Raw genomic sequence first — 23,922 nt, 5'->3', positions numbered from 1 at the left:
CTAGGATCAAGGTGAACCGGCCGGAGGGCGGCCACGCATTGGGGGATGTCTGTAAGACAAAGGCTGCCGGGGCAGCCTGATAGACCTGCGAAGTCCAATCGAATGATCGTACCGATGAATGCTACCAAGAACACCGGACTCGAAGCCCGGTCGGATTACATATATTCTGCGATTTTCTGCGTTACGGCCATATCCATGGTCGCGCTCGCCTTTTTTCAACAATATATTATGTACAATCCCGTACCCGTATGGGATATGTTGCAAGGTTACCTAGGATTCCTGGAGAAGCTTCATAACGGCGACATTAGTGCCTGGCTAGTACCACACAATGAGCACCGAATATTCTTCCAAAGAATTTTATTCTGGATCGACAACCGCGTCTTTCATGGAACGAATGTCTTTCTAATTGTCAGCAATTCGGTACTGATTGGCGCAAACATCTCACTGCTTTGCCTGATCGGGCTTCATGAACGACGAAAGCAACTCATGCTACCACTCCTCGTTGCCTGGAGCTTTCTCCTATTTCAGGAGGAGAATATCACCTGGGCATTTCAAGGGCAGTTTCATCAGGCGTATCTTGTGCCATTGGTTGGCTTATACCTGCTTGCTGTCCCGCGTGAGGAGATCAACCTTGCACGAGTCGCAGGAGTTGTCATTGCGGGTTGGTTGTCCGTTGGCACCATGGGAAACGGAGTAGTGGCAAGTCCGATGTTTTTGGCACTTGCACTGATCCTGCGTCAGCCCCGCTGGTCCGTGGCATTGCTGTTTGCCAGCACCATCGTTCAATTTTTGGTGCTGCACTCTTTCAAGGCCTCCCCGCCCCCCTCTCTTATTCACGCGATTGCGGCACAGCCGGTCGATTTCTTCCGATTCTTTGTCCGATTGATCGGCTCGCCGTTTTACTATCTTTTCGGCAAGAACGACGCATTTCTCCAGATAGAGCTAACCGGCATCATATTCCTAGCTCTTCTTTGCGCGAAGGCACTAAAGATACTAAGAAACGGGCAACAAGCACCGCGGTCATGGGCTCTTGTCGCATTTTCTTGTTATGTGTTGATCAGTTATGCAGGAGCGACTGTCTCCCGCTTGGTTATTGGGATTGATGCGGCTTTTGTACCGCACTATACAACTCCCGCAGTCCTTGCTTGGGCGGCGATCGCACTGATGTATGTTGATTGGATCGAGAAACAGTTCACAGTAGCAAGGCGTAGAATCGGATTTGTCGCGTTTGCCGGTATTATGCTCGCCTTCCAGTTCTCGCACCTCAATTTCTCGCCGAAGGCGTATCACGAGCTCCGCGTCGCATTGCTCGGCATGGCAATGGGCGTCAACGACTACCTCGCCATAGAGTCGCTATCTGACCCGAGGTTCGTGCATGAAACGCAAGGTTATGTGCAGCCCGCTTACAAGGCCAACCTCGGGTACCTGCAAAACTACCCCTACCGAGCTATACGGGATCAATTGGGCAGCATCGCCGCGTTGGAGATTCCGCCGGCCCACTGCGTTATGGCTCCCCTGGAGCGCGCTGCAACCACGGATTCTCAGTATTCGCGCTTCGCCACGTCGATTGAAGTCAGCGAGGAGGATGCGCATTACCCCAGGTTTGTGCGGCTGCTGAATGGCAGCCGCGAGCAGATCGGATTCGGCTTAGTCGCCAGCCGATGGGTTGATCGATTCGTCAGTCCCGCAACCCACGGCAAATATCGATTCCACGTCGAAGGGTATGTAACCACCCCATCACTCCCCTCGAAAGTCACCGTCGTAGCAGAGTCCTTCGGCAAGCCGCTCTGTCAAGTTGCGATGAATTTGCAGGCACCGCAGTTTGCGGCGCAGATCGGGCCACTGCGGGACCTACGTGCCACGGTTGATCTAATGTCCGTGCACGACTCAGAGAATCAACGCGGCAGCGATTTCTTCCGCAGTGATCTTTCCAAGCTGGGATTACGGGTAATTGGTACCTCCGGGCAGCAAGGAGATGCCGACATTGGGAAAATCAAGATGGTCCTCAAACCGGGGGATTCCTTTCTCTATCGCTCTGGGCCTACCGCTGGCCATCAGATTATGACGATCCAAGGCAAGCCCGACATCATGCTGCCCGAGTCAGTCGATTGGGTCCAACTGACCCCTCACGCATCAATGTTCGAGGGCAAGGATCAGATCGAAGTCGCCATCGAGGATCGCGGGACGCGATGGGGGGAATGGTCCGCCATCGCGGTTCGGGATATGGACAGGCGCAGCATTGCTGGCGTTGTGCCGAAGACCGAGACGCCGAAAAATTGAGGGTATGGGCGATGCGTACATCGCGAGTCGTCCAAAGACACCGCTTCCGTTCCTATCTGCGTGCGGGCAAATCAGATCATTCAGCAAGCCGATCAGCGCCCCCGTGCGCGAGGGCCCCGCTTCGACTCAGTTCAGGGATTCTTACTGAACCGTCGCATGACCGCTCGCAGGCGGCGAAGGAATCGGGAAACGTTGCTCATGACCAACAGGTGCAGGAATGCCGCCACCACGAACCCTAGGAACATCAAGGGTTCTGGCACTCCGGCCTTCCATGCGAGCACCCCGCAGAGGCCCAACAAGATGTTGCTGACCAGGATAATCAGCAGGGCAAAGCGCGGGGACAGGTTCAGACGTAGTAGGAGATGGTGCATGTGCGTGCGATCGGCCGACAGCGGATTTCTGCCGAGTAAAGCACGTCGCACCACAACGGCCAGCAGGTCTATCAGGATGAAGCCCGTTACCCACAACATGACGACCGGTGGCACGTGCTTTCCGGCGTTATAGGCTGGCTGGCTCAGTTCGACTGCGAACCAAACGATCGCGAATCCGAGCATCATGCTACCGGCATCACCAAGGAAGACTCGACGCTTTCCCCGCAACGGATGGGGGGCGTTGAAGAACAGGAAACCAAGCAGCGCACCGCAAAACACAGCGCACAGCCGTTGAGCAGCGTTATTCTGGACTTCGCCAGCCAGATACACCATCCAGGCGAAAACGATGAAAGCCAGCCCGCCCGCAAGACCGTCCAGGCCGTCCACCATGTTCATGGCATTAATGACAGCAACGACTGCAAACAAGGTCAGCGGGATGCCCCAGTTGATGAGTTCGATATCACGCTTGCCCAACAGATCGCCCAACGACATGAGGAACACCCCCCCCCACGACGTCATCAGGATTGCCGCGAAGATCTGGAAGCCGAGTTTGGTCAGGGGTGACATTCCGCGGAAGTCATCCACCAACCCCACACCTGCAAGCACTGTGATGCCCCCAAGTAGCGCCACGTAGTAGCCCTGTCCACGCATGAAGAGAATCGCTCCGACCCAGACAGCAATCACGATGGCGAGCCCGCCGACCAGCGGCACTTCATCACCATGGCGCTTGCGGCCGCCAGGACGGTCCAACAGGCCACCCAGCGCGGCAAGTGGGCGCAGCGTCAGCGTGGCCATCGCGGACACGACCGCGACCATTAAAGGAACCCAGAAAAAATCGAACATTGCTTGTTTATGTATGCCGGTTTGCCGGATGAAATCTGTAGTCCCAGTAGGCGAATGAGGTAGCGAGTCGTATCAGGCTTCTGATATGCCAGCTAAGGTACCGCCAATCACGGTGGCTTTGCCTCTGGGCATCGTGAATTACTCGTGCGGATTGTACCCATGACACCGCCCTCCCTCGCCGATGAAGCCGGAGACAAATATCGATGTCCTCGCAATAAAGGTGATAGCGCTCGTCGAAGCCGCTAACCTTTGCGAAGCTGTCGTAATCGAACAGCATGCACATCCCGGCGATCCAGTCGACCTGCTGGACAGGTCGTTCCAGAGGATAGTCCGGGGCAGACACATTGCGCAGTCGCCGCATCAGCAGTCGCATGACCCCCGGCACCCGCCGCGCACTGTCCTCGACACGTCCGTCGGGAGAGAGCACCCTTGGCCCAGCAACGCCTGGGCGAGATTGCACCTCTTCAAGTAGAGCGTGAACGCCCGCCCCCTCCGGAAAGCGGACATCTGGATTCAGAACCATGAAATAGGGAGTGGTGCAGTGGCGAAATGCCGCGTTGTGGTTGGCGCCGAAGCCCTTCGGCTCTGCATTGCGGATCCACAGAACCTGCCCGGCAAAATCATCGGCCACGGTCAGTGCCCTGTCGGGCACGTTCTCCGTAACAATGACACGCAATGGAACCGTAGACGACAATGTGCGCAGACCATTCAACAGGGGCTGAAGCAGCGCTGCCTGACGGTGACTGACTATCGAAATAGTAATGTGCATTCAGTAATCTGGCCTTAGCGGCGGGACCTCGCAGTCGCCAGCAGCGCTCAGCCACCTGGTTCTATTGACGGAAATGCGCTTTTCCAGACACCCGTGCACCAATGTGGCACGAACTATATTGGCTCGGTGAAGTTGATACCACACAGAACTCGGCCAACGTACGGCCTACAAATGAATCACGTCGCGGACCACCCCGGCTACCCCATCCGCGAAGCGCGCATATCCTCCACTCCGGTACTCTCGATAAATGGAAGCCATTCGTGGCAACATGCATTTGCTGAAGTTCTTCCTTCTTGCGAAGTGACCTTCGGCTTCAGCCAACAGAGTCAAAGCTCCGCCGGAGGCCAGACCGGTTTGCTCGAGGCGCCGGCGGAGGAAATCGAGTCGGCCTGCCTTGATGACAAGATAGTTGTCACGTGGAGTGTCCAAGACGCGCTTCACATACTTCGCAACTCGGCCGGCTTTGCTCTTCGGCACGCCGACGACATTACTACCATGCTGGCGGTAACGGGTGAGCTTATCCGGCAGCATCCTTACCTCTTTCCATGCCGCAGCACATGCCGCCAGCCATTCGTCATGCAGCCAATAGCATGCAGGAAAGGGCGATGCCACGCGAAGCAGCTCACGCCGGAACGCTGTCGTCGTTCCTGTCACGAGGTTACGCCGGCAATACACCTCGAAGAATCGTCCCTGGCGAACCAGTTCGTTATCGACCGGCGTTAGGTAAAGTGAGTGATACAAGGACTTCCCCAAGTCCACATTGTTCGAGTCAACCAAATGCGCATCTGAATGCGCAAGCATTACTTCCGAATTCGCTTCCAGGCAAGCCGCCAACACCTCGATTTTATTTCCCAACCAAACGTCGTCCTGATCAGCCAGGAAGATAAAGTCGGTGTCCAGCGCGTTGATCGCTATCTCAAAGTTACGAGTAACGCCAACGCGAATTTCATTGCGATGCAGCAGGACACGGATGCCAAGGCGACCACGTACATCATCTGCCCAAGTTTCTAGCATTGCCCACGTACCGTCGTCTGAGTGGTCGTCGCTCACCGAGATCGCATCCGGGGGCCGAGACTGCTCGATCAACGAATCCAGCTGGGCGCGCAAGTATGCCGCTCCGTTGCACGTACACAGAGCAACACCACAGGTTCGCTTCACGCCTGACACAGCGTGTCTCTCCACACGTCGATAGACGTCCAACAATGCCGATCACTGCGGCTCGATTGGCATATAACCCCGAATGTGACGGTAATAACAAAACCTCCACAGGCTTGAAAGCGTTTTAACAAACAAGGCACCGGCCCTCGGGCCGGTGTTTCGTGACGCCTATGTTCCACTCAAGATTCGTCTGCGCACCCGCCGGGCACCATCAAGGACCGATCCCATGGTCGAGGGCGTTCCGCGCTGCGGGGGCGTGACGTCCGAAATCGTTGCCGGCAAGGCTGCCAGCTTGGCTTGAAGCGCATCGCGTTCGCGCCACAGGGCCGCGGACTTCGCGTGCGCTCCCTGCAGAATGCGGAACGCGCCCTCGTCCTTCCGACGCTGGACGTGCTGCAGCAACTGGATAGCACGGGCGAACTCTGGTGAACCCTGCAGCGACAACACAGAACGAACATCGTCGATCGCCTCGCGAGTCTGCTCGAGATAGCCTCGGCCGAATTTTCCATCGGGCTCAAGGTAGGTGCCTTCGCACCACTCATTCCACGAGTGCAGCAATACAATGCGCTCCTCTGGCGGCAGATGGGTGTGCGTGTCGAGGAGCGCTTGGGACAGCCAGGTCTTATAACCTTCGCCAACAGTATTGACGTGGACAATGGCTCGAGAACCATAGCGCGGCGTATTATCCCAAGGCAGCATGACCGTACGGAAACGTCTGTACTCGGGTGCAGGCCTACTCATATGGAACTGCGCAAATTTCTGGTAATCGACAATCCGGCCCGTGAAGTCGTCCGCAAGCCCGAGCGACTCAATGTCGTCACTCAGAACGTCCGCCGGGATCACGTTCGATGGAATTTCGTAGCTCGCGTCAAAACCAAGCGTCCTTGGCTGAATGGGCTCAGGGGTCCAGTCGTCGACCATGACAAGGTAAAGCCCTGGGAAGCCTCGCCGAGCCGCCTCGTCTCGCCAGGTCTCTACTGTCGCCAACATGTTGGGGAACAGATGCGCCTTATAGATCATCAGCAATGGCTTGCCAGAAATCTTGGTATAGCGCTGATCCTCGAATAACGGAAAAAGATCCCGAATGAATTTCAGGTCGTCTTCCTTTGAATGCTGTTGGGCAATAATGACTTCCTGATCGCCGCCGTCCCAACGCTTGCTCCAGTTTTCATTTGCCCACAGGAAGAAAAACGGCGCCTTCAAATCGGAGTTGACGTAGTTCTCGATCGGCTTGTAGAGCAGCTTCTTACCGTGGAAATAGTAATAATAGAAGCAAAACCCTGTGATGCCATGTTCAAGAGCCAGTTCGACCTGATCGCGCATCACGTCGAATGCGCGGAGATCGTAATACCCCAACTCCCCGGGAACGCGGGGCTGGTAATGCCCCTTGAAGAGCGGTTTTGCCTTGATGACGTTGTTCCACTCAGTGAAGCCCTTTCCATGCGCCCAGTCGTTCTCGGCAATCGGGTGGAACTGTGGCAGATAGAAGGCAAATGTGCGCGGCATCTCCGAGCTCGGTGCCGGCGGCGCTGTGATGTGGAAGGACTCCTCTTCAAGCGCGGCAGACAGACGCAGCGGCGCGTCCGCCGCTGCGGCACCAGTATGGCGGATTGCCGACTTAACTTCGGCATCAGAATGAACCGGCCGGCCGGGCAAACGCCCTTCACTCTTGCCGAATCGGATGTAGTGCAACAGCGGATTCATGCCCGACGCTGCCACGTCGGGGTTGTGCTTCAGATAAGCGGCGCTGTCGAAGCCCGGCCCTGGCATGTTGCCACGACCTGCTCCGATGAGCAGGAAATGATCGATTGGGCTATGGTGCGACCCTTCGACCTCTGGATGGTGGATGACATACCAGCCCTCATCGAAAAGTCCCGACGCCAGCAGGGCATCACGGTCATCCTGGTTCACCGCCTGGAGCTCGGCGGTAGCTAGCGTCTGCGAATGCCCCATGTCCGCGCCAGGGTTCTTAGCTGGTGTAGTGGATAGCTTGCGCTCGGCCAGCAGTTCGGCCACATATCTTGCCGCATCCCGGACATCCGCGAGCGGAAGCTGTCGCGCGGGCCCGTTCAGGTTACGCACCAGCTTGACTTCCGGTGCCTCGCTACCATACAGGCCGGTATAAGGGGTGTACTGACGAAATGCACCCATTCGACCCAGCAGCACAATACCTGGCGCTCCCACGGCGTTAGCCAAGTGCGACGGCCCGCTATCTACGCCGATAAAGAATTGTGCACGACGAATGACTTCGCCAGTTTCAAGAATCGAAGTCTTGTTTAGCAAATCGGTGGCGAGTCCCGCCAGAGGGGAATTCGCTCCGCCTGCCTTGCTTGCCCCAATCTCGACGATAGGGAGCTTCAATTCGCCGGTAATCCACTCAGCCAGAGCACGCCACTTCTCACCAGTCCAATCTTTCTCAAGATTATTCGACTCGCGATGGATCACGCAGTAACGTTCAGGAAGCCCGAGCGCATCGACGGCTTGGGTCTGAGCCTCACCTAGATAGAGTCGCGGCGCCGCGGACAGCTTGGGGAGCCCAGCACCAACCGTGAAGGCTTCCAGCAAGGCACCATGATCGAGCCATTCATAGGCATTAATATATGGATTGCCATGTTCCTTGATCAGCGGAATTCGGCAATGAGCGCAGACGCGATAATTGACGTGCAGGTCGACGATCTTGTCATACTTCCCATGCTTCGAGATTTTGATCCAGTCCGTCAGACAGTCAACCGGAATAGTTTCGTCAACGTACGGATTGGAATCGATGAGTTCCCTATAGGCGCCGGCGACCACCCAAGACAAGCTGCAGTCCGGATACCGGAGCTTAAGATACCGCGCAACTGGTTCACACGCGACGACGTCGCCGATATGCTCCACCAGACCAATTACGATTCTCATCCCAATATCACCTTTCAAAATCAACCCGGCCTTCCCTTGACCGTCGCGCTCAGCTGGAACTCCAGCCGCTGGACATTTCACCGACGGCTCAACGCCTTCGACATTGCACGGAGTGGCGCCGTGAGCCGCCAACTACCTGATCCCTGTATCTCCACAATCATCGCCTGCAATCGCTGCGCATTGCCCTCTGACTCTCGGAGTTGTTCCTGCAATTCAGCACGCTCCTGGACGCTTCGCTTCAGTTCCTCTTGCGCATGGCTCAAGTCGTCGCGTGCAAGGCTCAAGTCATCGTTCAATTGACCCAACTTGCCATGCAGCACATCGATCTTGTCAAGCAGGCCGTGCATTGCGTCGAGAAACGCCGCGCCGCCGGAACGCGCCGCGGCACTCTCGCGAAGAACCTCCGGCACATACTGAGGCTTGTTCAGCAATGCCAACGCAAGATCATCTGCTGTCCCGATATCCATCAGATACTCGCAAGGCCGAGATTGGTACGCCGACAGGGGGTCGTACCCCGCTGCAGGGGTACCCACAAGCGCAACTTCGCGTGCACCACCAAAAATATTCTCTTCGTCGCTTCTGTAGTTCGCAGCGTTGTAGGCGAGCACAACGTGCGCGCGAACGCGATAGTTGAGTGCCTTCATGGCCCTCACCGTCCGCAGCCCATCTTCCAGCGAATTGCATTCCGCGTAGATGACAGGTTTGAACTGACTAATGGTTCGCGTGGCACCCTGCAAAACCACGTCTTCCATGCCTTCCACGTCGATCTTGATCAGGGAGCAGGAACCGAGGTCCAAGTCGTCCACCGCAATCGCCTTTACTGCAAGACCAAGCTGGGCGTCGGGTTGTGTGGCTGGGACATGGGAGCCCGCACTGGGCAACAAGACGTCGCGTAACGACGCACTGCCGTAGCTTGCCGGCGAAGCGATGTCGATCGATGGAATCAGTTCTCGAGAACTCGAAGACGATGCGACTGCATTTTCCAGCCGAACATTGTCCAATCCGTTTGCCGCCTTGTTTTGCGAAAGCACTTCGAAGCTGCTAGCCTGGGCCTCAATGGCAACAACCTTTCCGGTACTCCCGACACCACGTGCGAAGGCCATTGAATGCGTGCCAATATAGGCACCTACGTCAACCACGGTGTCGCCTTGCCGAAGCAGCGACAGCATGAAGCTGACCTCATTCTCTGCCCACTCTCCGTACTTGCGGAGAGAGGCGCTGATGGCACCAGTATCGTTCGCAAAGAACGTAACCGCACCATAGCGCGTGGTAACTGTCTCGAAAAGATTCGTTGAAAACACTACGTCCATTCCTGATTGCCCTGCTCGTACAGAAAGCCCACTGCAACTGCTGCCTGCCCCCTTTCCATAGCCATGTGACTCAGCGCCCCTGCTCCATCAACCACCGAACATATCGTCCGACCCCTTCCTGAACGCTCAGGAAAGGAGCCTCATAGCCAGCGGCGCGCAGGCGCGACACATCGGCTTGGGTAAAGCACTGATACTTGCCACGCAACGCGTCCGGAAAACGGATGTATTCCAACACGCCTTGCGAGACCATGTCTTGCAGCGACATCGGATGCTCACCCGAGAGCTCGCGCAGCGTATTAACCACGGTTACGGCGATATCATTGAAGGGCTGAGCACGCCCGGACCCGAGGTTGTAAATCCCTGAACGTTCCGGATGCTCGAAAAAGTCCAGAGCGACCTTCGCGACATCTTCGACAGAGACAAAATCGCGCGTCTGCTCGCCCGGTCCGTATCCGTTGTATTCGCCAAAGAGCTTCACTTTTCCATTCGCGCGGAACTCATTGAAATTATGGAACGCCACGGACGCCATCCGCCCCTTGTGCGCCTCTCGCGGGCCATAAACGTTGAAGTACCGAAAGCCGGCAATCTGGCTACGTGCTGTCGGCAATGCTCGACGCACGACCTGGTCAAACAGGAACTTCGAGTAGCCATATACATTCAACGGCCCTTCGTGCTTGCGATCCTCTACGAACACGCTTGAACCGCCATAGACCGCCGCTGACGAGGCATAGAGAAACTGGGCGCCCTGCGTAAGGCATGCCTCCAGCACTGCACGGCTATAAGTGTAGTTATTTTCCATCATGTACCGGCCGTCACCTTCCATGGTGTCGGAGCAGGCCCCCTGATGAAATACCGCACGGACGCTGCCGAAATCTCCTCGCACAAATCGCTCAACAAAAGCGTGCTTGTCGAGGTAATCGTGAATTTCGCAGTCTACCAAGTTGTGAAATTTCTCTGCCTTTGCGAGATTATCAACCGCAATAATTCTCGTCTCTCCACGTTCGTTCAGAGCCTTGACGAGATTGCTGCCAATGAATCCGGCGGCACCGGTAACAATAATGGTCATTGAATGGATCTCACATCGCCGCTCTGCAAGGCGGTCGGCGTCAAAGGAAATAGTTCTTTATAGTCAACCGTCGCGGTACCGAGTTTGCCCACAACGATCCCCGCCGCCCGATTGGCGAGGCTCATGGCATTAGCCATAGGCAGGCCGGATGCCAGCATTGCCGCCATAGTCGCAATAACAGTATCTCCAGCCCCGGAAACATCATACACTTCGCGTGCAAGCGCCGACTCATGGATCACGCCGGCATTGCTGAAGAGAGTCATGCCTTCCTCGGAGCGCGTGAGAAGCAAAGCCTCGATCCCAAGCGCAGACCGCAACTGACTCACCTTGGCCAGCAAATCCTGCTCCGATTGCCACGCGCCGACGACTTGCCTTAGTTCGGCACGGTTCGGGGTCATTAGCGTGGCGCCACGATAACGCTCCCAGTCATCGCCCTTGGGGTCGACAAGAACCGGTTTGCCCGCGGCCCGTGCCAAGGTGATCATCTTAGTCACATGTGTCAGGCCGCCTTTCGCATAGTCGGAAAGTAACACCACGTCGTGCGTTTGCAATACCTCGCTGAATCGGTTCAAGCCGGCCAATAACACTTCATGGGCCGGAGTCTTCTCAAAATCGACTCGCATTAACTGTTGCTGGTGTGCAATCACACGCAACTTGATCGTTGTCGGTAGCGCGAAATCACGCTCGACATGCGGCGTAATGCCACTTTCCTTCAACAGCTCGAACAGACGCTCGCCTGGCTCGTCAACCCCAAGTACGCACAAGAGCCCTGCATGAGCGCCTAACGCGGCAACGTTTCGCGCTACATTGGCTGCGCCTCCTAGCCGATCTTCCGTGCGTTGAACATGAACTATCGGTACCGGCGCTTCCGGAGATATACGTGTGACATTCCCGAACCAGTAGCGATCGAGCATCACATCGCCCGCGACAAGCACGCGACTAGTCGATAGCCGGTCTCGGGAAACAAAATCGAGAAGCTCGCCATGCGACGCCGCGCTGTCGGCATTACTCTGAAAAGAACTCATAGAGACATTAGGGAAACGAAAACACCAGTGCGGTGAGCAACAACCCTCGTGCAATACAGCGAATCAATCTGCGGTACGCCTGCGCCGGACCGCCCTCCAGGCACGTCGCGCCACAGGCCTAACTCCAGGAACACTGAGCAATCGCTCGATCGCAACCTCTACTTTACGCCCAACGATCCGTGCAGGAGTCTGTGCAATCAACACGCCACTGCCTACCGATCCAAGCTGATCAACTTCCCGCAACCTTTCAACGAGTGCGTCATACGATAGCGTCGAGCGTGCCTGCTCGAGAGCATGGAAGACCTCGCGAGCTGAGCGGTCCCAGCCATTTCGCTCCCCAGGCTCCCGCGCAGGTTTCCATTGAGTGCCAACACCTGCTCGCAACTGCTCAACCAAAGCATCCAGAGTGGAGAAATATTGGATATTCTCCGCTCCGGCAATGTCTCGAGCCAATTCGCGATACAGCGCTGAATTCCGCACGTAGATCGGTCTTTTCCGAGCAAGCGAATGGAGGATAGGAAATCCGAAACCCTCGTAGTGACTCGGAAAAACAACTACCTCCGCATCCGCGTAGAAGCGCTCGAATGTCTCATTCGAAATACTCCCACTCTCGTAGCATTCAATATTCGGAAACTGTGGCAACGGCTCCCCATAGCCCACCGCAACAATCTTACGGTCTGGAAATGCCGTTGCCAGTGCATCGACTGTAGGCCGCACAAACTTGTGACTGAAGTGATTGCCGATGACGAAAATGTGCAATCGCTCCACGGCTACTTGCGGGGAAGGCGCTGCATATTCCGTCACATCCAGCGAATGTCGCGAGACCCGTCGCATTACACGAGGGCCGATCTTGAACCGGCTGGCAATGCGCTCCAGGGTAAACCGGGAGTTTGTGAACAAAACGTCGGTGTGTTCAAAGACGTGGCGCCAGATAGCAGCATCGAAAGACAATGCAAGGTATCCGCAATCATACGAGATGGTATCGAGCATGAAGATGCCGAGAACAGGCGCCCGATTTGCGATCCGTTCTACTGCCTGCACATCAAAGGGCTGGCCGATGCGGAGGATCGAGGAAACCTTGGCCTTCGGATCGTCGACATCAAGCCGCAACACGCGCTCTAAGCGAGCCAGCCCATGGAACTCCCACGCGACCTTGCTCATGTAAACCCCGATTTTACAATAAGGCGGCCACGTCCGCGCAGCAGCCTCCAGGAGCCGAATGCCAGACTCAAACGTCCCATTGAAATATGGACCAAACGTTGAGAAATCAAAGGCGATGGTGGGCTCGCCTTGATCTCCGGAAGCGTATCCCATTAGATCTTCGGCGCGGTATTCGGGCGAGGCAAAATGTGCATGAATTCTCGGCAAATACTCCGGATATCGCGAATTCAAGATTGGAGCATTCCGCTCCTCACGAGCCTGCTTCGCTTGCGGCGAACTACCGAAGGACTGCTCACCCTGATGCCAGACAAACGCCTTGTTGGCGAGGACCGCGCGATAGCCTGCGCGATTGGCCCGCATGACAAGATCGTTCTCCTCGTTGTAGCCGGCGCCATAGATAGGGTCGAACACCCCGAATTCGCTATACACCGCACATTTGATGAGAAGGCAGAAGCCGACAGCAGTCGGAACAAAAACATACCGCGGCAATGCTGCCGAATGCTGTAGAAACGCCGTGTAGCCGGCATCCGGTGTCACGTCACGATCCAGAAAACTATGAGGCAAGGTGGCCAGTGTCGCGTTGTTGCTACGCGGCGAGACAAAGCCGATCATCGGGTCTAACGCGGCTACGTCACGCAGCTCCCTGAGTGCACCCGGAAACACCATCGTGTCCGAGTTCAACAGAATGACATCAGCACGCCGCGCTTTGGCGTGAGCAAAGGCGGCATTGCAAGTACCGATGAACCCTAGATTGGATTCATTGCGGATTACCACAAACTCAATTGCAGGGTCGTCGAAGGTGCATTCGTCCAACGCGGCCTGCAATGGCTCGTAATCTGGACTGTCGTTATAAAAGAATACTTTCGCACCGATCTCTTTGATCTCATCCGCAACGGCTACGAGCGATTCAAAAATCTGACTTACCAACTCCGGCCGTTTGTAGAAAGGAACCACTATATGCACTGCCGAAGCGAAGTCCGTCGATTCACCCACGTTGAAGTGCAATTCGGAATCCATGGCGACCAGCTGCTCGCGCATGCTCGGCACAGTGGCATAAGCATCGACTGACCTTGGAAAGGTCAACGGACTCGAAGCGCTATGTGTAGCGCGCTGCCCCTCCAATTGCGAGGCACTCTCAACCGAATGCAAGCCCCGAAGGTCTATCGCGTCAATGGTTGCTTCCGGCACAAGGATTACCGCGACCCGCTGTGCGTTGCCGAATACATTCTCACTGCAATCCCGATAGTTTTCGGGATTGAACACATGGGCAATGTGCGTAAATACCTTATAGGTCTTATCATGCGCCCACTCAATCACGCTCTGGCTGTCCCGGATGGACTGGGCGTCCATCACGATGACGGGTCGCGAGGTGGCGATACTAGCTTCGGCCAACCGTAGCGTCGTCACAGCATCCGCATCGGGGCCGATGCGGATAAGGTTCATGCCAGGCAAACGGGCCGTATCCAAGGAAATCTCATCAGCCCGCGGGTGAATCGAAATGGCATGGGTCAGGCGGTTCCGTTCAACATTTCGCTGAAGCAGTAATGACGAATTAGCATTAACTTCAAACGCGTGAACTTGCCCGCCCTCACCTACGATGCGGGCAAACGCGACCGCATGTACTCCGTCAGAGGCATCGACGTCCACGACGACGTCGCCAGCGGAAAGAAAACGACGCATAACAACGAGCAAGCGCTCGTCCCATTCGCCATATCGCCACAGCGAGTCGCACTCAGGCGACTCGCCGGGAGACAACTCAAACACGCCGTACTTACACTGCTTCAATGCCATTGAAATCGATCCATCCGTCAATTGATATCGAATGTCACCGCCAGTGACGGAGCACCAATCTTGCCATGCACGAGATTTGTACCTAGCGCGGTTACTACCACAACGTCATGCATTAGATGATGTTGGACGTGATCATCTCCAGGCCCCTCCGCGAAGGCCACGTCAATCGGGTATTCGCCGCGAATCAGCGCAGGAAAGTTCATTTTGAAGATTGCCTCGACTTCCGCGCCGGACTTCGCCTCAATTGCCATATGGCGCAGGTAGCTGTCCGTACTCTCTGCCATCAGCTTCTGCCCTTTGTCATCCTTCAACACAAAGCCAATTGCCGGATATGTAATGTCCTTGTTTACGCGCGCCCGAACTATCAGTCGGATCTCGTCTTCAGACATAAACTCGCTCACTGACATACCCTCGGCATTCCGGAAGAAGACTTCCGTGATACGGGCGCCCCCAAGGCCGAAGCTTTCTGCGTCGGGCCTGAACTCGGATACGTGGTAGTGGACGGGGGGGACATTCTCGATTACGTACGAGCGCCCCGTTGACTTACATTCAAGCCCCGACGAATCCAACGGTGTTGGGTAACCTTTTTGGGGCAAAGATTCACCGGTATCGGCTACATTCTGGCTTGCCGCTCTGTCCGAATACAGATCTCGCAGATACACCATCGCGATCTCTTTGGGCGACCCTCTCTCATATGAATACTCCGAGCCGTCGCGACGCAACAAGACAGCCTCCTCACACAGTGCATTGACAGCCGTCATGTCGTGACTGACGAACAGCAGTGTGCCCCCCCTCGACTTGAAGTCCTGCAAAAAGCGCATGCACTTTTGCTGAAAAAATGCATCACCCACGCTCAGTGCCTCATCGACGATTAGAATGTCCGCGTCGACATGGGCGATCACCGCAAACGCGAGTCGCACAAACATACCACTCGAGTACGTCTTGACAGGCTGATTGATGTAATCGCCAATGCCAGCAAACTCTGCGATGGCCGTGTACCGTGCATCCACCTGTGCCCGTGACAAACCATGCAACGATGCGGACAGGTAAACGTTCTCCCGACCTGTGAACTCGGGATTAAAGCCCGCACCCAGTTCGAGCAACGCCGCCACGCGTCCGTGGACCTCGATACGCCCCTCGCTTGGCGTTAGTGTCCCGCATATCATCTGCAGCAGCGTCGACTTTCCTGCGCCATTGCGCCCAATAATTGCAACTGTCTTGCCGCGCTCAACAGTGAAAGAGACGCCCCTTACCGCCCAGAACTCCCTAAAGTACCTGCGGCGCCCCCTAAATACCATCTGGAGCAGGCGGTCTGCCGGTCTGTCGTAGATGTTATAGCACTTACTTAGATTGTCGATTCGGATAGCCACATCAGAGGACATCTGCAAACCCCTTCCTGGTCTTCTCGAACCATGAATAACCAAACCAGAGCGCTAGCAGCGACACTAATAAAACCGGAAGATATTGGTCGAGTGCCAGCCCCTGCTTCCAGATCAAAACGCGTCGAACCTGCTCAATGATTGGCACAAGGGGATTGAGATCAGCGAAGGCACGGAAGCGCGCTGGAATCGCATCGGCAGGATAGAAAATCGGACTAAGGAACATCAGGACCGCCGTCACCAGGCCGGTCACCTGCACCGTGTCGCGAAGATAGACTCCGAGGGAGGAGAAAAGCCACGCTACGGCCAACGCAAAAAACACTAGGGGAAGCAGCGCAATTGGAAACAGCAATGCCGTAACCGGTGGCATGCCAATCGTGAAGGCGTGAAACGCCAACCAGACTACAAAGCTGACAAGCAACTGGAACAGCGCTACCCCAACCGTAACACACGGAAGGATCTCGAGCGGAAAAACAACCCGTTTCACATAATTTGAATTGGATACGATCAGGGTCGGGGCTCGGTTTAGGCATTCCGCAAACATGTTAAATACCAACAATCCGGCGAACAACACTAGCGCAAACTCCGCACGCGAGCCACTACCGCCAGGCCACCTGGACCGGAATATCAAGCCAAAGACGAAGGTGTAGACCGCAAGCATGAGAACTGGCTGAAAAACCGCCCAGAACAGCCCGAGCACCGAACCGCGGTAGCGACCGAGTACTTCGCGCGTCGTCAACGCGACGATCAGTGCGCGGTGTTCGATCATGGTATTGACGATCCGCAGTGGTGAGATAAGAAAGCGCAACATATTCCCTGGAAAGGGGGTCGATTTGTTCAACTTTCGACCCAGTGGCGGCATGGCAAAACCACGCCCCTGTCATTTAGACTCGGTACGGCCATAGTTGTCCTCGAAGCGAACAATGTCGTCTTCTCCGAGATATGCCCCCGACTGAACTTCGATCATCTCCAGCGGAACCTTGCCAGGATTTTCTAGGCGATGCATGGTGCCAACTGGAATGTAAGTCGACTGATTCTCCGAAAGCAGAACTGTCTTGTCACCGTTCAACACGCGTGCCGTGCCTTTTACGACGACCCAATGCTCGGCCCGATGGTAATGCATCTGGAGTGATAGCGAAGCGCCTGGATTGACAACAATCCGCTTGACCTGGAAACGCTCACCGCTGTCCACACCCTCATAGCTTCCCCATGGTCGTAGTACCTTGCGATGCATCTCGGACTCAACCCGTCCGGTTGCATTCAGCTGTTCAACGATCGTCTTGACATCCGAAGCACATTCTTTTGATGCGATCAGTACCGCATCCGCAGTTTCAACGACGACAAGGTTGTCAATGCCGAGCACTGCGACCATCCGATGCTCGCTGCGGATAAAACTATCCCGCGTGTCATGCGCCACGACATCGCCTATTAGTGTATTGCCATTGCCGTCCCGAGGACTGATTGCGGCGAGCGTGCTCCAAGTTCCCACATCACTCCATCCTAGTTCTACCGCGGCGAGGACGACTGCGTGACTGGTATGTTCCATGACCATGTAGTCAATGGAATCCGCGCGGCTTGCACTGAACGCGTCGCGCTGCAGGCGCAGGAAGTCATAGTCCTGCTTTGCAAGACTGACTGCCTCGCGAACGTGGCACAACACATCGGGCGCAAACTGTTCAAGTTCGCGCAAATAGGCGTCTGCGCGAAAAAGGAACATCCCGCTGTTCCAATAGTAATCGCCGCTTTCGAGGAACTCTGCAGCCCTTGTCGTATCCGGCTTCTCTACAAATGCGTCCACGGAATATGCAGGATATGGACCGGGCAGCCGATCACCACGATGAATATATCCATAGCCAGTGTGCGGCTCCGTAGGTGCGATACCGAATGTCACGAGTTTGCCGTTTGCCGCGAAACGGTGCGCTTGCTCGACAATCTGTCGGAAACGCTCGACATTCTCAATAACATGGTCGGCCGGTAGTACGAGGAGTATCGAATCCGGATCATCGTGCAGCGCGACGAGAGCAGCCGCAGCTATCGCCGGCCCGGTATTGCGGCCGACAGGCTCCAGCAGAACCCGAGCCCCTTCGACTCCAATCTGACGCAGCTGCTCGGCCACTAGGAACCGCTGTTCGTCATTGGTAACCACAATGGGCGAAGCAACATCCGACACACCGGCTAGCCTGCCTGCTGTCTGCTGAATCAGGGTGGATTCACCGTGCAACGCCAGAAATTGCTTTGGATAGGCGCTACGCGACAGTGGCCACATACGCGTACCCGAGCCACCGCAGAGAATTACCGGAGTGATTGTCATGTCCGTGATCTGACTACATACATCGAAACTGCAAGGTGGGACGCACTTGCGATATGTCACAGGGACGACCGCTCGCCATTCCCCACGCCGGCCAAGTAAGTTCCCGAAAATACGACCTTCGACTGGTAAACGGGCGCATGCTTCGCCACCCTCGAGAGGAGCTTCATCCTGCATTCATGAGTCATTGAATCAATGGGATGATTGCCTCCTCTCGTTACTCGAATAGTTCGGCAACCTCAAATCTCTGGCCTGCAGCATCTTTGGCCGCCAGCAAAGGTTCTGTCACGGGCCATTCAATGCCTAGCATAGGATCGTTCCACACTATGCTCCGCTCGAACTCTGGGTACCAATAGTCGGTCGTCTTGTACAGGAATTCCGCGTAATCCGACGTGACCACAAATCCATGACCAAATCCTTCTGGCACCCAAAGCTGACGCCTGTTCTCGGCCGATAACATCACACCCACCGATTTCCCAAAAGTCGGTGACGACTTGCGCAGGTCAACCGCAACATCAAAGACTTCACCGGCGACCACGCGGACAAGCTTGCCCTGGGGATGTTGAATCTGATAATGAAGGCCTCGCAGCACGCCTTTGGCGGAACGCGAGTGGTTGTCCTGTACGAACGTACGCTTGACGCCGGCAATCTCTTCAAACTGCTTCGAATTGAAGCTTTCGAAAAAGAATCCGCGCGCATCGCCAAAGACCTTCGGCTCGAGAATCAAAACCTCTGGAATTTCCGTGCGAATGACATTCAGACTCATTTTATTGCTTCCGTAATAATGTGCTGGAGATATTGACCGTATCCGTTCTTAGCCAGCGGCTGGGCCAGCGCAGCCACCTGCTCCGCCGAGATCCACTTGCTCCGATAAGCAATTTCCTCCGGACACGCCACCATCAACCCTTGCCGATTCTGCAACGTAGCAATAAAGCTCGCAGCTTCCAGCAGCGAGTCATGTGTGCCGGTATCCAGCCACGCATAACCCCGCCCCATGATCTCAACATCGAGTTGCCCCTGGGTCAGGTACTGCTTGTTGACATCAGTAATCTCGAGCTCACCGCGAGCCGACGGCTTGATATCAGCCGCGATATCGCAGACCTGGTTGTCGTAGAAGTACATGCCCGTCACCGCATAGTTGGAACGCGGCTTGAGCGGCTTTTCCTCGAGCGACAGAGCACGGAAATTCTGGTCGAACTCGACGACGCCATATCGCTCCGGGTCGTGCACGTGATACGCAAAAACCGTTGCACCCTGGGACTGGTCTGCGGACCGCGCGAGCTGGCTGACCAGGTCGTGCCCATGGAAGATGTTGTCGCCCAGGATCAGCGTACTTGGGTCGTTACCGACAAAATCGCGTCCAATGATGAACGCCTGTGCCAATCCGTCCGGCGATGGCTGCACCGCATACTGCAGATTGAGGCCCCACTTGCTCCCGTCACCGAGCATGTCAGAAAAGCGAGGCGTATCTTCCGGCGTGGAAATAATCAGAATGTCCCGGATCCCCGCCAGCATCAGCGTGGACAGCGGGTAATAAATCATCGGCTTGTCATACACCGGCAGCAGCTGTTTGGATACAGACCGCGTGATGGGATAGAGCCGCGTGCCGGAGCCCCCGGCCAGGATGATGCCTTTGCGCATAGTGATCACTTTTACGGAAGGATCTGATCCAGCAGGAAATGCACGCCCTGCTTCCAGTCCGGTAGATGAATGCCGAAAATTTCCTGCACGCGCGTTGTGTCCAATCGCGAATTGGACGGGCGCGGCGCCGGCAGCGGATACGCCGTGGCGGGAATGGCTTCAATTTGTTCGGGATCGGCCTTGAGCTCCACACCGCGCGCTTTCGCATAGCGAAGCACCTCGGTGGCGTAGCCGTGCCAAGTCGTCTCACCGGCTGCCGCCAAGTGGTACACGCCACCAGCAAACGCCTGACGATCGCCGTCCAGCCAGTGACGAGCTACGATCTGCGCGCTGACATCTGCGATCAGCGATGCCGTGGTCGGCGCGCCAAACTGGTCAGCGATGACTCGCAGGCTATCGCGCTCCTTGCCAAGGCGCAGCATCGTTTTGGCAAAGTTGCCGCCATGCGCACCTGCTACCCAGCACGTGCGCAGCACGAGGGCCTGCGCGCCGGCCGCGGCAATGGCCTGTTCGCCAGCGAGCTTACTCCTGCCATAGACGGATTGCGGATTGACCGCATCGGTCTCGACGTAAGCGCCGTCCTTGGTACCGTCGAATACGTAATCTGTCGAATAGTGCACCAGAAGACTGCCAAGTGCTTTCGCCTCTTCCGCCAGGATACCGGCCGCAGTGCCATTGATGGCGAATGCGAGCTCAGCATCGGTTTCCGCCTTGTCGACCGCCGTATAGGCCGCCGGATTGACAATGACGTCCGGACGGTACTCGCGCACCACGCGGCGCAAATCATCAGGATTTGCCAAGTCACAGGCGGAACGATCCAGCGCCACCACATTGCCCAGCGGCACCAGGCTGCGACGCAGTTCGAATCCAACCTGGCCGTTGCAACCTGTTACGAGAAGGGTTGGCACGGTCCGATTACGCTGCATATTGCTTCGCCACCCAGTTCCGGTACTCCCCAGACATCACGTCCTGCACCCATGCCTGGTTATCGAGGTACCACTGCACCGTCTTGCGCAGCCCAGTCTCAAACGTTTCCGCAGGTTTCCAGCCCAGTTCACGCTCCAGCTTGCGCGCATCGATCGCGTAGCGGCGGTCATGCCCCGGGCGATCCTTCACGAAGGTGATCTGATCGCGATAGGAGCCCGCCGCCTTGGGCTTGAGCTCATCGAGCAGATCGCACAGCGTGTGGACGACGTCGAGATTGGTCTTCTCGTTCCAGCCGCCTACGTTGTAGGTTTCACCGAGTCGGCCGCGAGCAAGCACCTCGCGGATGGCGGAGCAGTGGTCGCCCACGTACAGCCAATCACGGACATTGAGGCCGTCGCCGTAGACAGGCAGGGGCTTTCCCGCCAGTGCGTTGGCGATGATCAGCGGGATCAGCTTCTCGGGGAAATGGTAGGGCCCGTAATTGTTCGAGCAGTTGGTCGTCAGGACCGGCAGGCCGTAGGTGTGATGGTAGGCCCGAACCAGATGGTCCGAGGCCGCCTTTGACGCCGAGTACGGGCTGTTCGGCGCGTACGGGGTAGTTTCCGAGAACTGGGGATCGTCCTCGCTCAACGAACCGAATACTTCATCGGTCGAAACGTGGAGAAAACGGAATGCGGACTTGGCCGGCTCTTCCAGCGCGCCCCAATAGGTGCGCGCGGCTTCGAGCAGCGTGAAGGTGCCGACAATATTGGTCTGGATAAACTCGCCTGGACCATGGATAGAACGGTCAACATGGCTTTCGGCGGCGAAATGCACCACCGCACGCGGCTTATAGGTAGCAAACAGCTTGTCCAGCGCGGCACGGTCGCAGATATCCGTCTGCGAGAATACGTGGCGGCTGTCATCATCCAGCGACGCCAGGGTCTTGCGATTGCCCGCGTACGTCAGCTTGTCGACGTTGACTACGCCATCGGCGGTCTTATCCCGCAGCCATGCCAGAACGAAGTTGGCACCAATGAAACCGGCACCGCCTGTGACCAAAATATGCGACAAAACTAGCTCCCTGCTCTCGATATGTTCCGATTACCCGACAAAAGCCGAGCGCCCGCCTTGTCCTCGTGGGGGACGGCGGGGCGTTAAGTACCTGCAGAAGTCGCGGTATTCTATCCGACTGTATGTCTTACCCGGCCGCTGCCCGCCTTCTTTTTGTAGCCTGTTGTAACGATCCGGCTGTTAGGCGGTCACTTCTCTACAAATAGCGACGATTTTTCCCCGCTGCTCAGCGGACACAGGCAAAAAGTGTCTTATAAATCATATTTCGCGGTTGGCGATCTCCAGGGATGCGCCGGTTCTTTTAACGAACTGCTTGGCAAACTTCCACCGGACGGTGGCCTCCGCCTTGTCGGCGACCTGATCAACCGCGGCCCCGCCTCACTCCAGACGCTCCGTACCGTCCGCGCTCTGGGCGACCGTGCAGAAACCGTGCTGGGCAACCACGACATCCACGCCCTGGCCGCGGCAGCAGGCGTGCGTAAGAACGGCAAATCCGACACCTTGCAGGACATCCTTACCGCCCCTGACCGTGACGACTTGCTAACCTGGCTGCGCCACCGCCCGCTCGCCCTCCTCGAGAACAACTTCCTGTGCATCCACGCCGGCGTCCTGCCCCAATGGTCCGCCGAGCAAGTCATCGATCTCGCCCATGCAGTCGAAGAACAACTGCAAGGCCCGAACTGGCAAGGTTTCCTGGCCGACATCTTTGGCAACGCTGCCAACCGCTGGCACGACGGCCTGCGGGGGATCGAACGTCACCGCGTGGTCATTAATGCACTCACCCGGCTGCGCTATTGCACCGCCGACGGGGTGATGGACTTCAAGACCAAGGAGGGGCTCGGCAAGGCACCGGCCGGCTTCATGCCATGGTTCGACGTGCCGGGACGCCGAACCGAGAATGTCACCGTGGTGTGCGGGCACTGGTCGACGCTCGGCCTGGTAATGCGCCCGAACCTGATGGCGCTCGATACCGGTTGCGTCTGGGGCGGCAAACTGACCGCGGCGCGCCTCGCCGCGGATCCGGCCGCGAGGACGCTGATCCAGGTCGAGTGCCCCCAATATTGTGACCCGCTCGCCTGACGATGTCGTCCCTGCCACGGCGGGGACGACAGCCCAGATCAGCTCGTGGCAGTCGGCGCCGGGGTTCCGGCGAACTCCTCGCTATCCTGATTGCGCCGGATTGCCGCAGCGGCAGCTGCCTCGTGTGCGCCCCGGGCCAGGTGAACAACCACTTCGCGTGCCGACGCCGCCAACTCGCGGCGACTATCAGACGTGGGATGCAGCATCGGTCCAATCGCGAGCCGTGCCTTGATGCGCGGCGCCTTCAGGATGGCATTCAGGCAGTCGAGCAGGCTCAGGTCATCAATGTAAGCCGGGGCCAGCGTCGGCTTGCCGGTCGCGGCATCGACATAGCTGAGGCCAAGCGGCAACACCGGCAGCCCGCCAGAAATCGGCGCCTGCATCAGGTTGGCATGGAAAGGCAGCACATCGCTGCCATCGGTGGTTGTGCCCTCAGGAAACACGCCGACGAGGTCGCCCTGGAGCATCACGTCGGTAATGTCATGCAGCACGCGATGGGCGTCGCGCTTACGTGCGCGTTCGATGAACAGCGTGCCGGTCTTTTCACAAAGCCAGCCGATCACCGGCCAGCTGCGGATCTCCGACTTGGCGACAAAACGCACCGGCCGCCAGCTGTGGATCACATAGATGTCGAGCCACGAGATGTGGTTGGAAACCACAAGGGCACCCTGGCAGCCACCATGGGGCTCCAGTTCACCGGCGACCTCAAGCTCAATCCCGCAGATCCGCAGTAGCCGGTGCGACCAGCGCCGGATGTGCCATGCCCGCGAACTCGCGCCCAGCCACGGAAACAGCACCGCACAGGTCAGCAACCCGCGCACCATATGCAGAACCAGCGCCGCCTTTCGCAGCCAGACCATGC

At 56.8% G+C, this 23,922-nt stretch carries 18 protein-coding genes; 2 read left to right on the top strand and 16 right to left on the bottom strand.

All coding sequences use genetic code 11. From position 1 onward, the window contains the following. The first annotated feature begins 114 nt into the window (after window positions 1-114). Window positions 115-2,280 carry a hypothetical protein gene (locus tag K2O51_RS16125; RefSeq protein ID WP_220631363.1) on the top strand — a complete coding sequence of 722 codons (2,166 nt, stop codon included), beginning with the start codon at window positions 115-117 and terminating at the stop codon, window positions 2,278-2,280. A gap of 131 nt (window positions 2,281-2,411) precedes the next feature. On the opposite strand, the gene K2O51_RS16120 is transcribed toward K2O51_RS16125, so the two are convergent. The 15 genes from K2O51_RS16120 to rfbB form a co-directional block, all read right to left on the bottom strand. After that, complete coding sequence (locus tag K2O51_RS16120) at window positions 2,412-3,494, bottom strand: MraY family glycosyltransferase (RefSeq protein WP_220631362.1); 1,083 nt, start codon at window positions 3,492-3,494, stop codon at window positions 2,412-2,414. 7 nt (window positions 3,495-3,501) lie between these two features. Then, window positions 3,502-4,263, bottom strand: coding sequence for a glycosyltransferase (locus K2O51_RS16115; protein ID WP_220631361.1), 762 nt, complete (start codon window positions 4,261-4,263; stop codon window positions 3,502-3,504). 165 nt (window positions 4,264-4,428) lie between these two features. Next, the gene (locus tag K2O51_RS16110) at window positions 4,429-5,421 is read right to left on the bottom strand and encodes a glycosyltransferase family 2 protein (RefSeq protein WP_280640421.1); all 993 of its coding nucleotides are present in this window, start codon (window positions 5,419-5,421) and stop codon (window positions 4,429-4,431) included. Between the two features lie 168 nt (window positions 5,422-5,589). Further along, window positions 5,590-8,319, bottom strand: coding sequence for a glycoside hydrolase family 99-like domain-containing protein (locus tag K2O51_RS16105; RefSeq protein WP_220631359.1), 2,730 nt, complete (start codon window positions 8,317-8,319; stop codon window positions 5,590-5,592). 77 nt (window positions 8,320-8,396) lie between these two features. Continuing rightward, the gene (locus K2O51_RS16100) at window positions 8,397-9,629 is read right to left on the bottom strand and encodes an FkbM family methyltransferase (RefSeq protein ID WP_220631358.1); all 1,233 of its coding nucleotides are present in this window, start codon (window positions 9,627-9,629) and stop codon (window positions 8,397-8,399) included. Window positions 9,630-9,699: 70 nt separating this feature from the next. After that, window positions 9,700-10,695 carry an ADP-glyceromanno-heptose 6-epimerase gene (rfaD, locus tag K2O51_RS16095; protein ID WP_220631357.1) on the bottom strand — a complete coding sequence of 332 codons (996 nt, stop codon included), beginning with the start codon at window positions 10,693-10,695 and terminating at the stop codon, window positions 9,700-9,702. Next, window positions 10,692-11,720 carry a D-glycero-beta-D-manno-heptose-7-phosphate kinase gene (gene rfaE1, locus K2O51_RS16090; RefSeq protein ID WP_220631356.1) on the bottom strand — a complete coding sequence of 343 codons (1,029 nt, stop codon included), beginning with the start codon at window positions 11,718-11,720 and terminating at the stop codon, window positions 10,692-10,694. The genes rfaD and rfaE1 overlap by 4 nt, the downstream gene beginning before the upstream one ends. Window positions 11,721-11,783: 63 nt before the next feature. Then, window positions 11,784-14,672: a glycosyltransferase gene (locus tag K2O51_RS16085; RefSeq protein WP_220631355.1), complete on the bottom strand. Its 2,889-nt coding sequence runs from the start codon at window positions 14,670-14,672 to the stop codon at window positions 11,784-11,786. Between the two features lie 17 nt (window positions 14,673-14,689). Then, window positions 14,690-16,054: an ABC transporter ATP-binding protein gene (locus K2O51_RS16080; RefSeq protein ID WP_220631646.1), complete on the bottom strand. Its 1,365-nt coding sequence runs from the start codon at window positions 16,052-16,054 to the stop codon at window positions 14,690-14,692. After that, the gene (locus tag K2O51_RS16075) at window positions 16,044-16,820 is read right to left on the bottom strand and encodes an ABC transporter permease (RefSeq protein WP_245001915.1); all 777 of its coding nucleotides are present in this window, start codon (window positions 16,818-16,820) and stop codon (window positions 16,044-16,046) included. The genes K2O51_RS16080 and K2O51_RS16075 overlap by 11 nt, the downstream gene beginning before the upstream one ends. Before the next feature lie 111 nt (window positions 16,821-16,931). Beyond that, a complete protein-coding gene (locus tag K2O51_RS16070) occupies window positions 16,932-18,362 on the bottom strand; it encodes a mannose-1-phosphate guanylyltransferase/mannose-6-phosphate isomerase (protein WP_220631354.1) in 1,431 nt (476 codons plus the stop codon). A 214-nt stretch (window positions 18,363-18,576) separates the two neighbouring features. Then, entirely contained in the window at window positions 18,577-19,125 is a 549-nt protein-coding gene (gene rfbC / locus K2O51_RS16065; RefSeq protein ID WP_220631353.1) for a dTDP-4-dehydrorhamnose 3,5-epimerase, read from the bottom strand. Beyond that, window positions 19,122-20,000 (bottom strand): glucose-1-phosphate thymidylyltransferase RfbA, encoded by an 879-nt coding sequence (gene rfbA, locus K2O51_RS16060; RefSeq protein WP_220631352.1) that lies wholly within the window; start codon window positions 19,998-20,000, stop codon window positions 19,122-19,124. Before rfbA ends, rfbC begins: the two co-directional genes overlap by 4 nt. Window positions 20,001-20,011: 11 nt before the next feature. Next, window positions 20,012-20,926, bottom strand: a complete 915-nt coding sequence (gene rfbD / locus K2O51_RS16055) for a dTDP-4-dehydrorhamnose reductase (protein WP_220631351.1) — start codon at window positions 20,924-20,926, stop codon at window positions 20,012-20,014. After that, window positions 20,916-21,980 carry a dTDP-glucose 4,6-dehydratase gene (gene rfbB, locus K2O51_RS16050; protein ID WP_220631350.1) on the bottom strand — a complete coding sequence of 355 codons (1,065 nt, stop codon included), beginning with the start codon at window positions 21,978-21,980 and terminating at the stop codon, window positions 20,916-20,918. Before rfbB ends, rfbD begins: the two co-directional genes overlap by 11 nt. A gap of 246 nt (window positions 21,981-22,226) precedes the next feature. Here rfbB and K2O51_RS16045 point away from each other — a divergent pair, with 246 nt between their 5' ends. Further along, complete coding sequence (locus tag K2O51_RS16045) at window positions 22,227-23,060, top strand: symmetrical bis(5'-nucleosyl)-tetraphosphatase (RefSeq protein WP_220631349.1); 834 nt, start codon at window positions 22,227-22,229, stop codon at window positions 23,058-23,060. Between the two features lie 38 nt (window positions 23,061-23,098). On the opposite strand, the gene K2O51_RS16040 is transcribed toward K2O51_RS16045, so the two are convergent. Further along, entirely contained in the window at window positions 23,099-23,920 is an 822-nt protein-coding gene (locus K2O51_RS16040) for a lysophospholipid acyltransferase family protein (RefSeq protein ID WP_220631348.1), read from the bottom strand. Between the last annotated feature and the right edge of the window lie 2 nt (window positions 23,921-23,922).

This window comes from Cupriavidus pinatubonensis, assembly GCF_019602855.1.
Taxonomy (GTDB): domain Bacteria; phylum Pseudomonadota; class Gammaproteobacteria; order Burkholderiales; family Burkholderiaceae; genus Cupriavidus; species Cupriavidus pinatubonensis.
This window is presented reverse-complemented; position numbering and strand designations above follow the sequence as displayed.

What these genes read in the sequence shown, in the direction of transcription:
- rfbD (WP_220631351.1), bottom strand. Translation starts at nt 20,926, where the DNA reads ATGCAGCGTAATCGGACCGTGCCAACCCTTCTCGTAACAGGTTGCAAC.
- K2O51_RS16075 (WP_245001915.1), bottom strand. Translation starts at nt 16,820, where the DNA reads ATGATCGAACACCGCGCACTGATCGTCGCGTTGACGACGCGCGAAGTA.
- K2O51_RS16040 (WP_220631348.1), bottom strand. Translation starts at nt 23,920, where the DNA reads ATGGTCTGGCTGCGAAAGGCGGCGCTGGTTCTGCATATGGTGCGCGGG.
- K2O51_RS16100 (WP_220631358.1), bottom strand. Translation starts at nt 9,629, where the DNA reads ATGGACGTAGTGTTTTCAACGAATCTTTTCGAGACAGTTACCACGCGC.
- K2O51_RS16125 (WP_220631363.1), top strand. Translation starts at nt 115, where the DNA reads ATGAATGCTACCAAGAACACCGGACTCGAAGCCCGGTCGGATTACATA.
- K2O51_RS16120 (WP_220631362.1), bottom strand. Translation starts at nt 3,494, where the DNA reads ATGTTCGATTTTTTCTGGGTTCCTTTAATGGTCGCGGTCGTGTCCGCG.
- rfbA (WP_220631352.1), bottom strand. Translation starts at nt 20,000, where the DNA reads ATGCGCAAAGGCATCATCCTGGCCGGGGGCTCCGGCACGCGGCTCTAT.
- K2O51_RS16085 (WP_220631355.1), bottom strand. Translation starts at nt 14,672, where the DNA reads ATGGCATTGAAGCAGTGTAAGTACGGCGTGTTTGAGTTGTCTCCCGGC.
- K2O51_RS16070 (WP_220631354.1), bottom strand. Translation starts at nt 18,362, where the DNA reads ATGACAATCACTCCGGTAATTCTCTGCGGTGGCTCGGGTACGCGTATG.
- rfaE1 (WP_220631356.1), bottom strand. Translation starts at nt 11,720, where the DNA reads ATGAGTTCTTTTCAGAGTAATGCCGACAGCGCGGCGTCGCATGGCGAG.
- rfaD (WP_220631357.1), bottom strand. Translation starts at nt 10,695, where the DNA reads ATGACCATTATTGTTACCGGTGCCGCCGGATTCATTGGCAGCAATCTC.
- K2O51_RS16115 (WP_220631361.1), bottom strand. Translation starts at nt 4,263, where the DNA reads ATGCACATTACTATTTCGATAGTCAGTCACCGTCAGGCAGCGCTGCTT.
- K2O51_RS16105 (WP_220631359.1), bottom strand. Translation starts at nt 8,319, where the DNA reads ATGAGAATCGTAATTGGTCTGGTGGAGCATATCGGCGACGTCGTCGCG.
- K2O51_RS16080 (WP_220631646.1), bottom strand. Translation starts at nt 16,054, where the DNA reads ATGTCCTCTGATGTGGCTATCCGAATCGACAATCTAAGTAAGTGCTAT.
- rfbC (WP_220631353.1), bottom strand. Translation starts at nt 19,125, where the DNA reads ATGAGTCTGAATGTCATTCGCACGGAAATTCCAGAGGTTTTGATTCTC.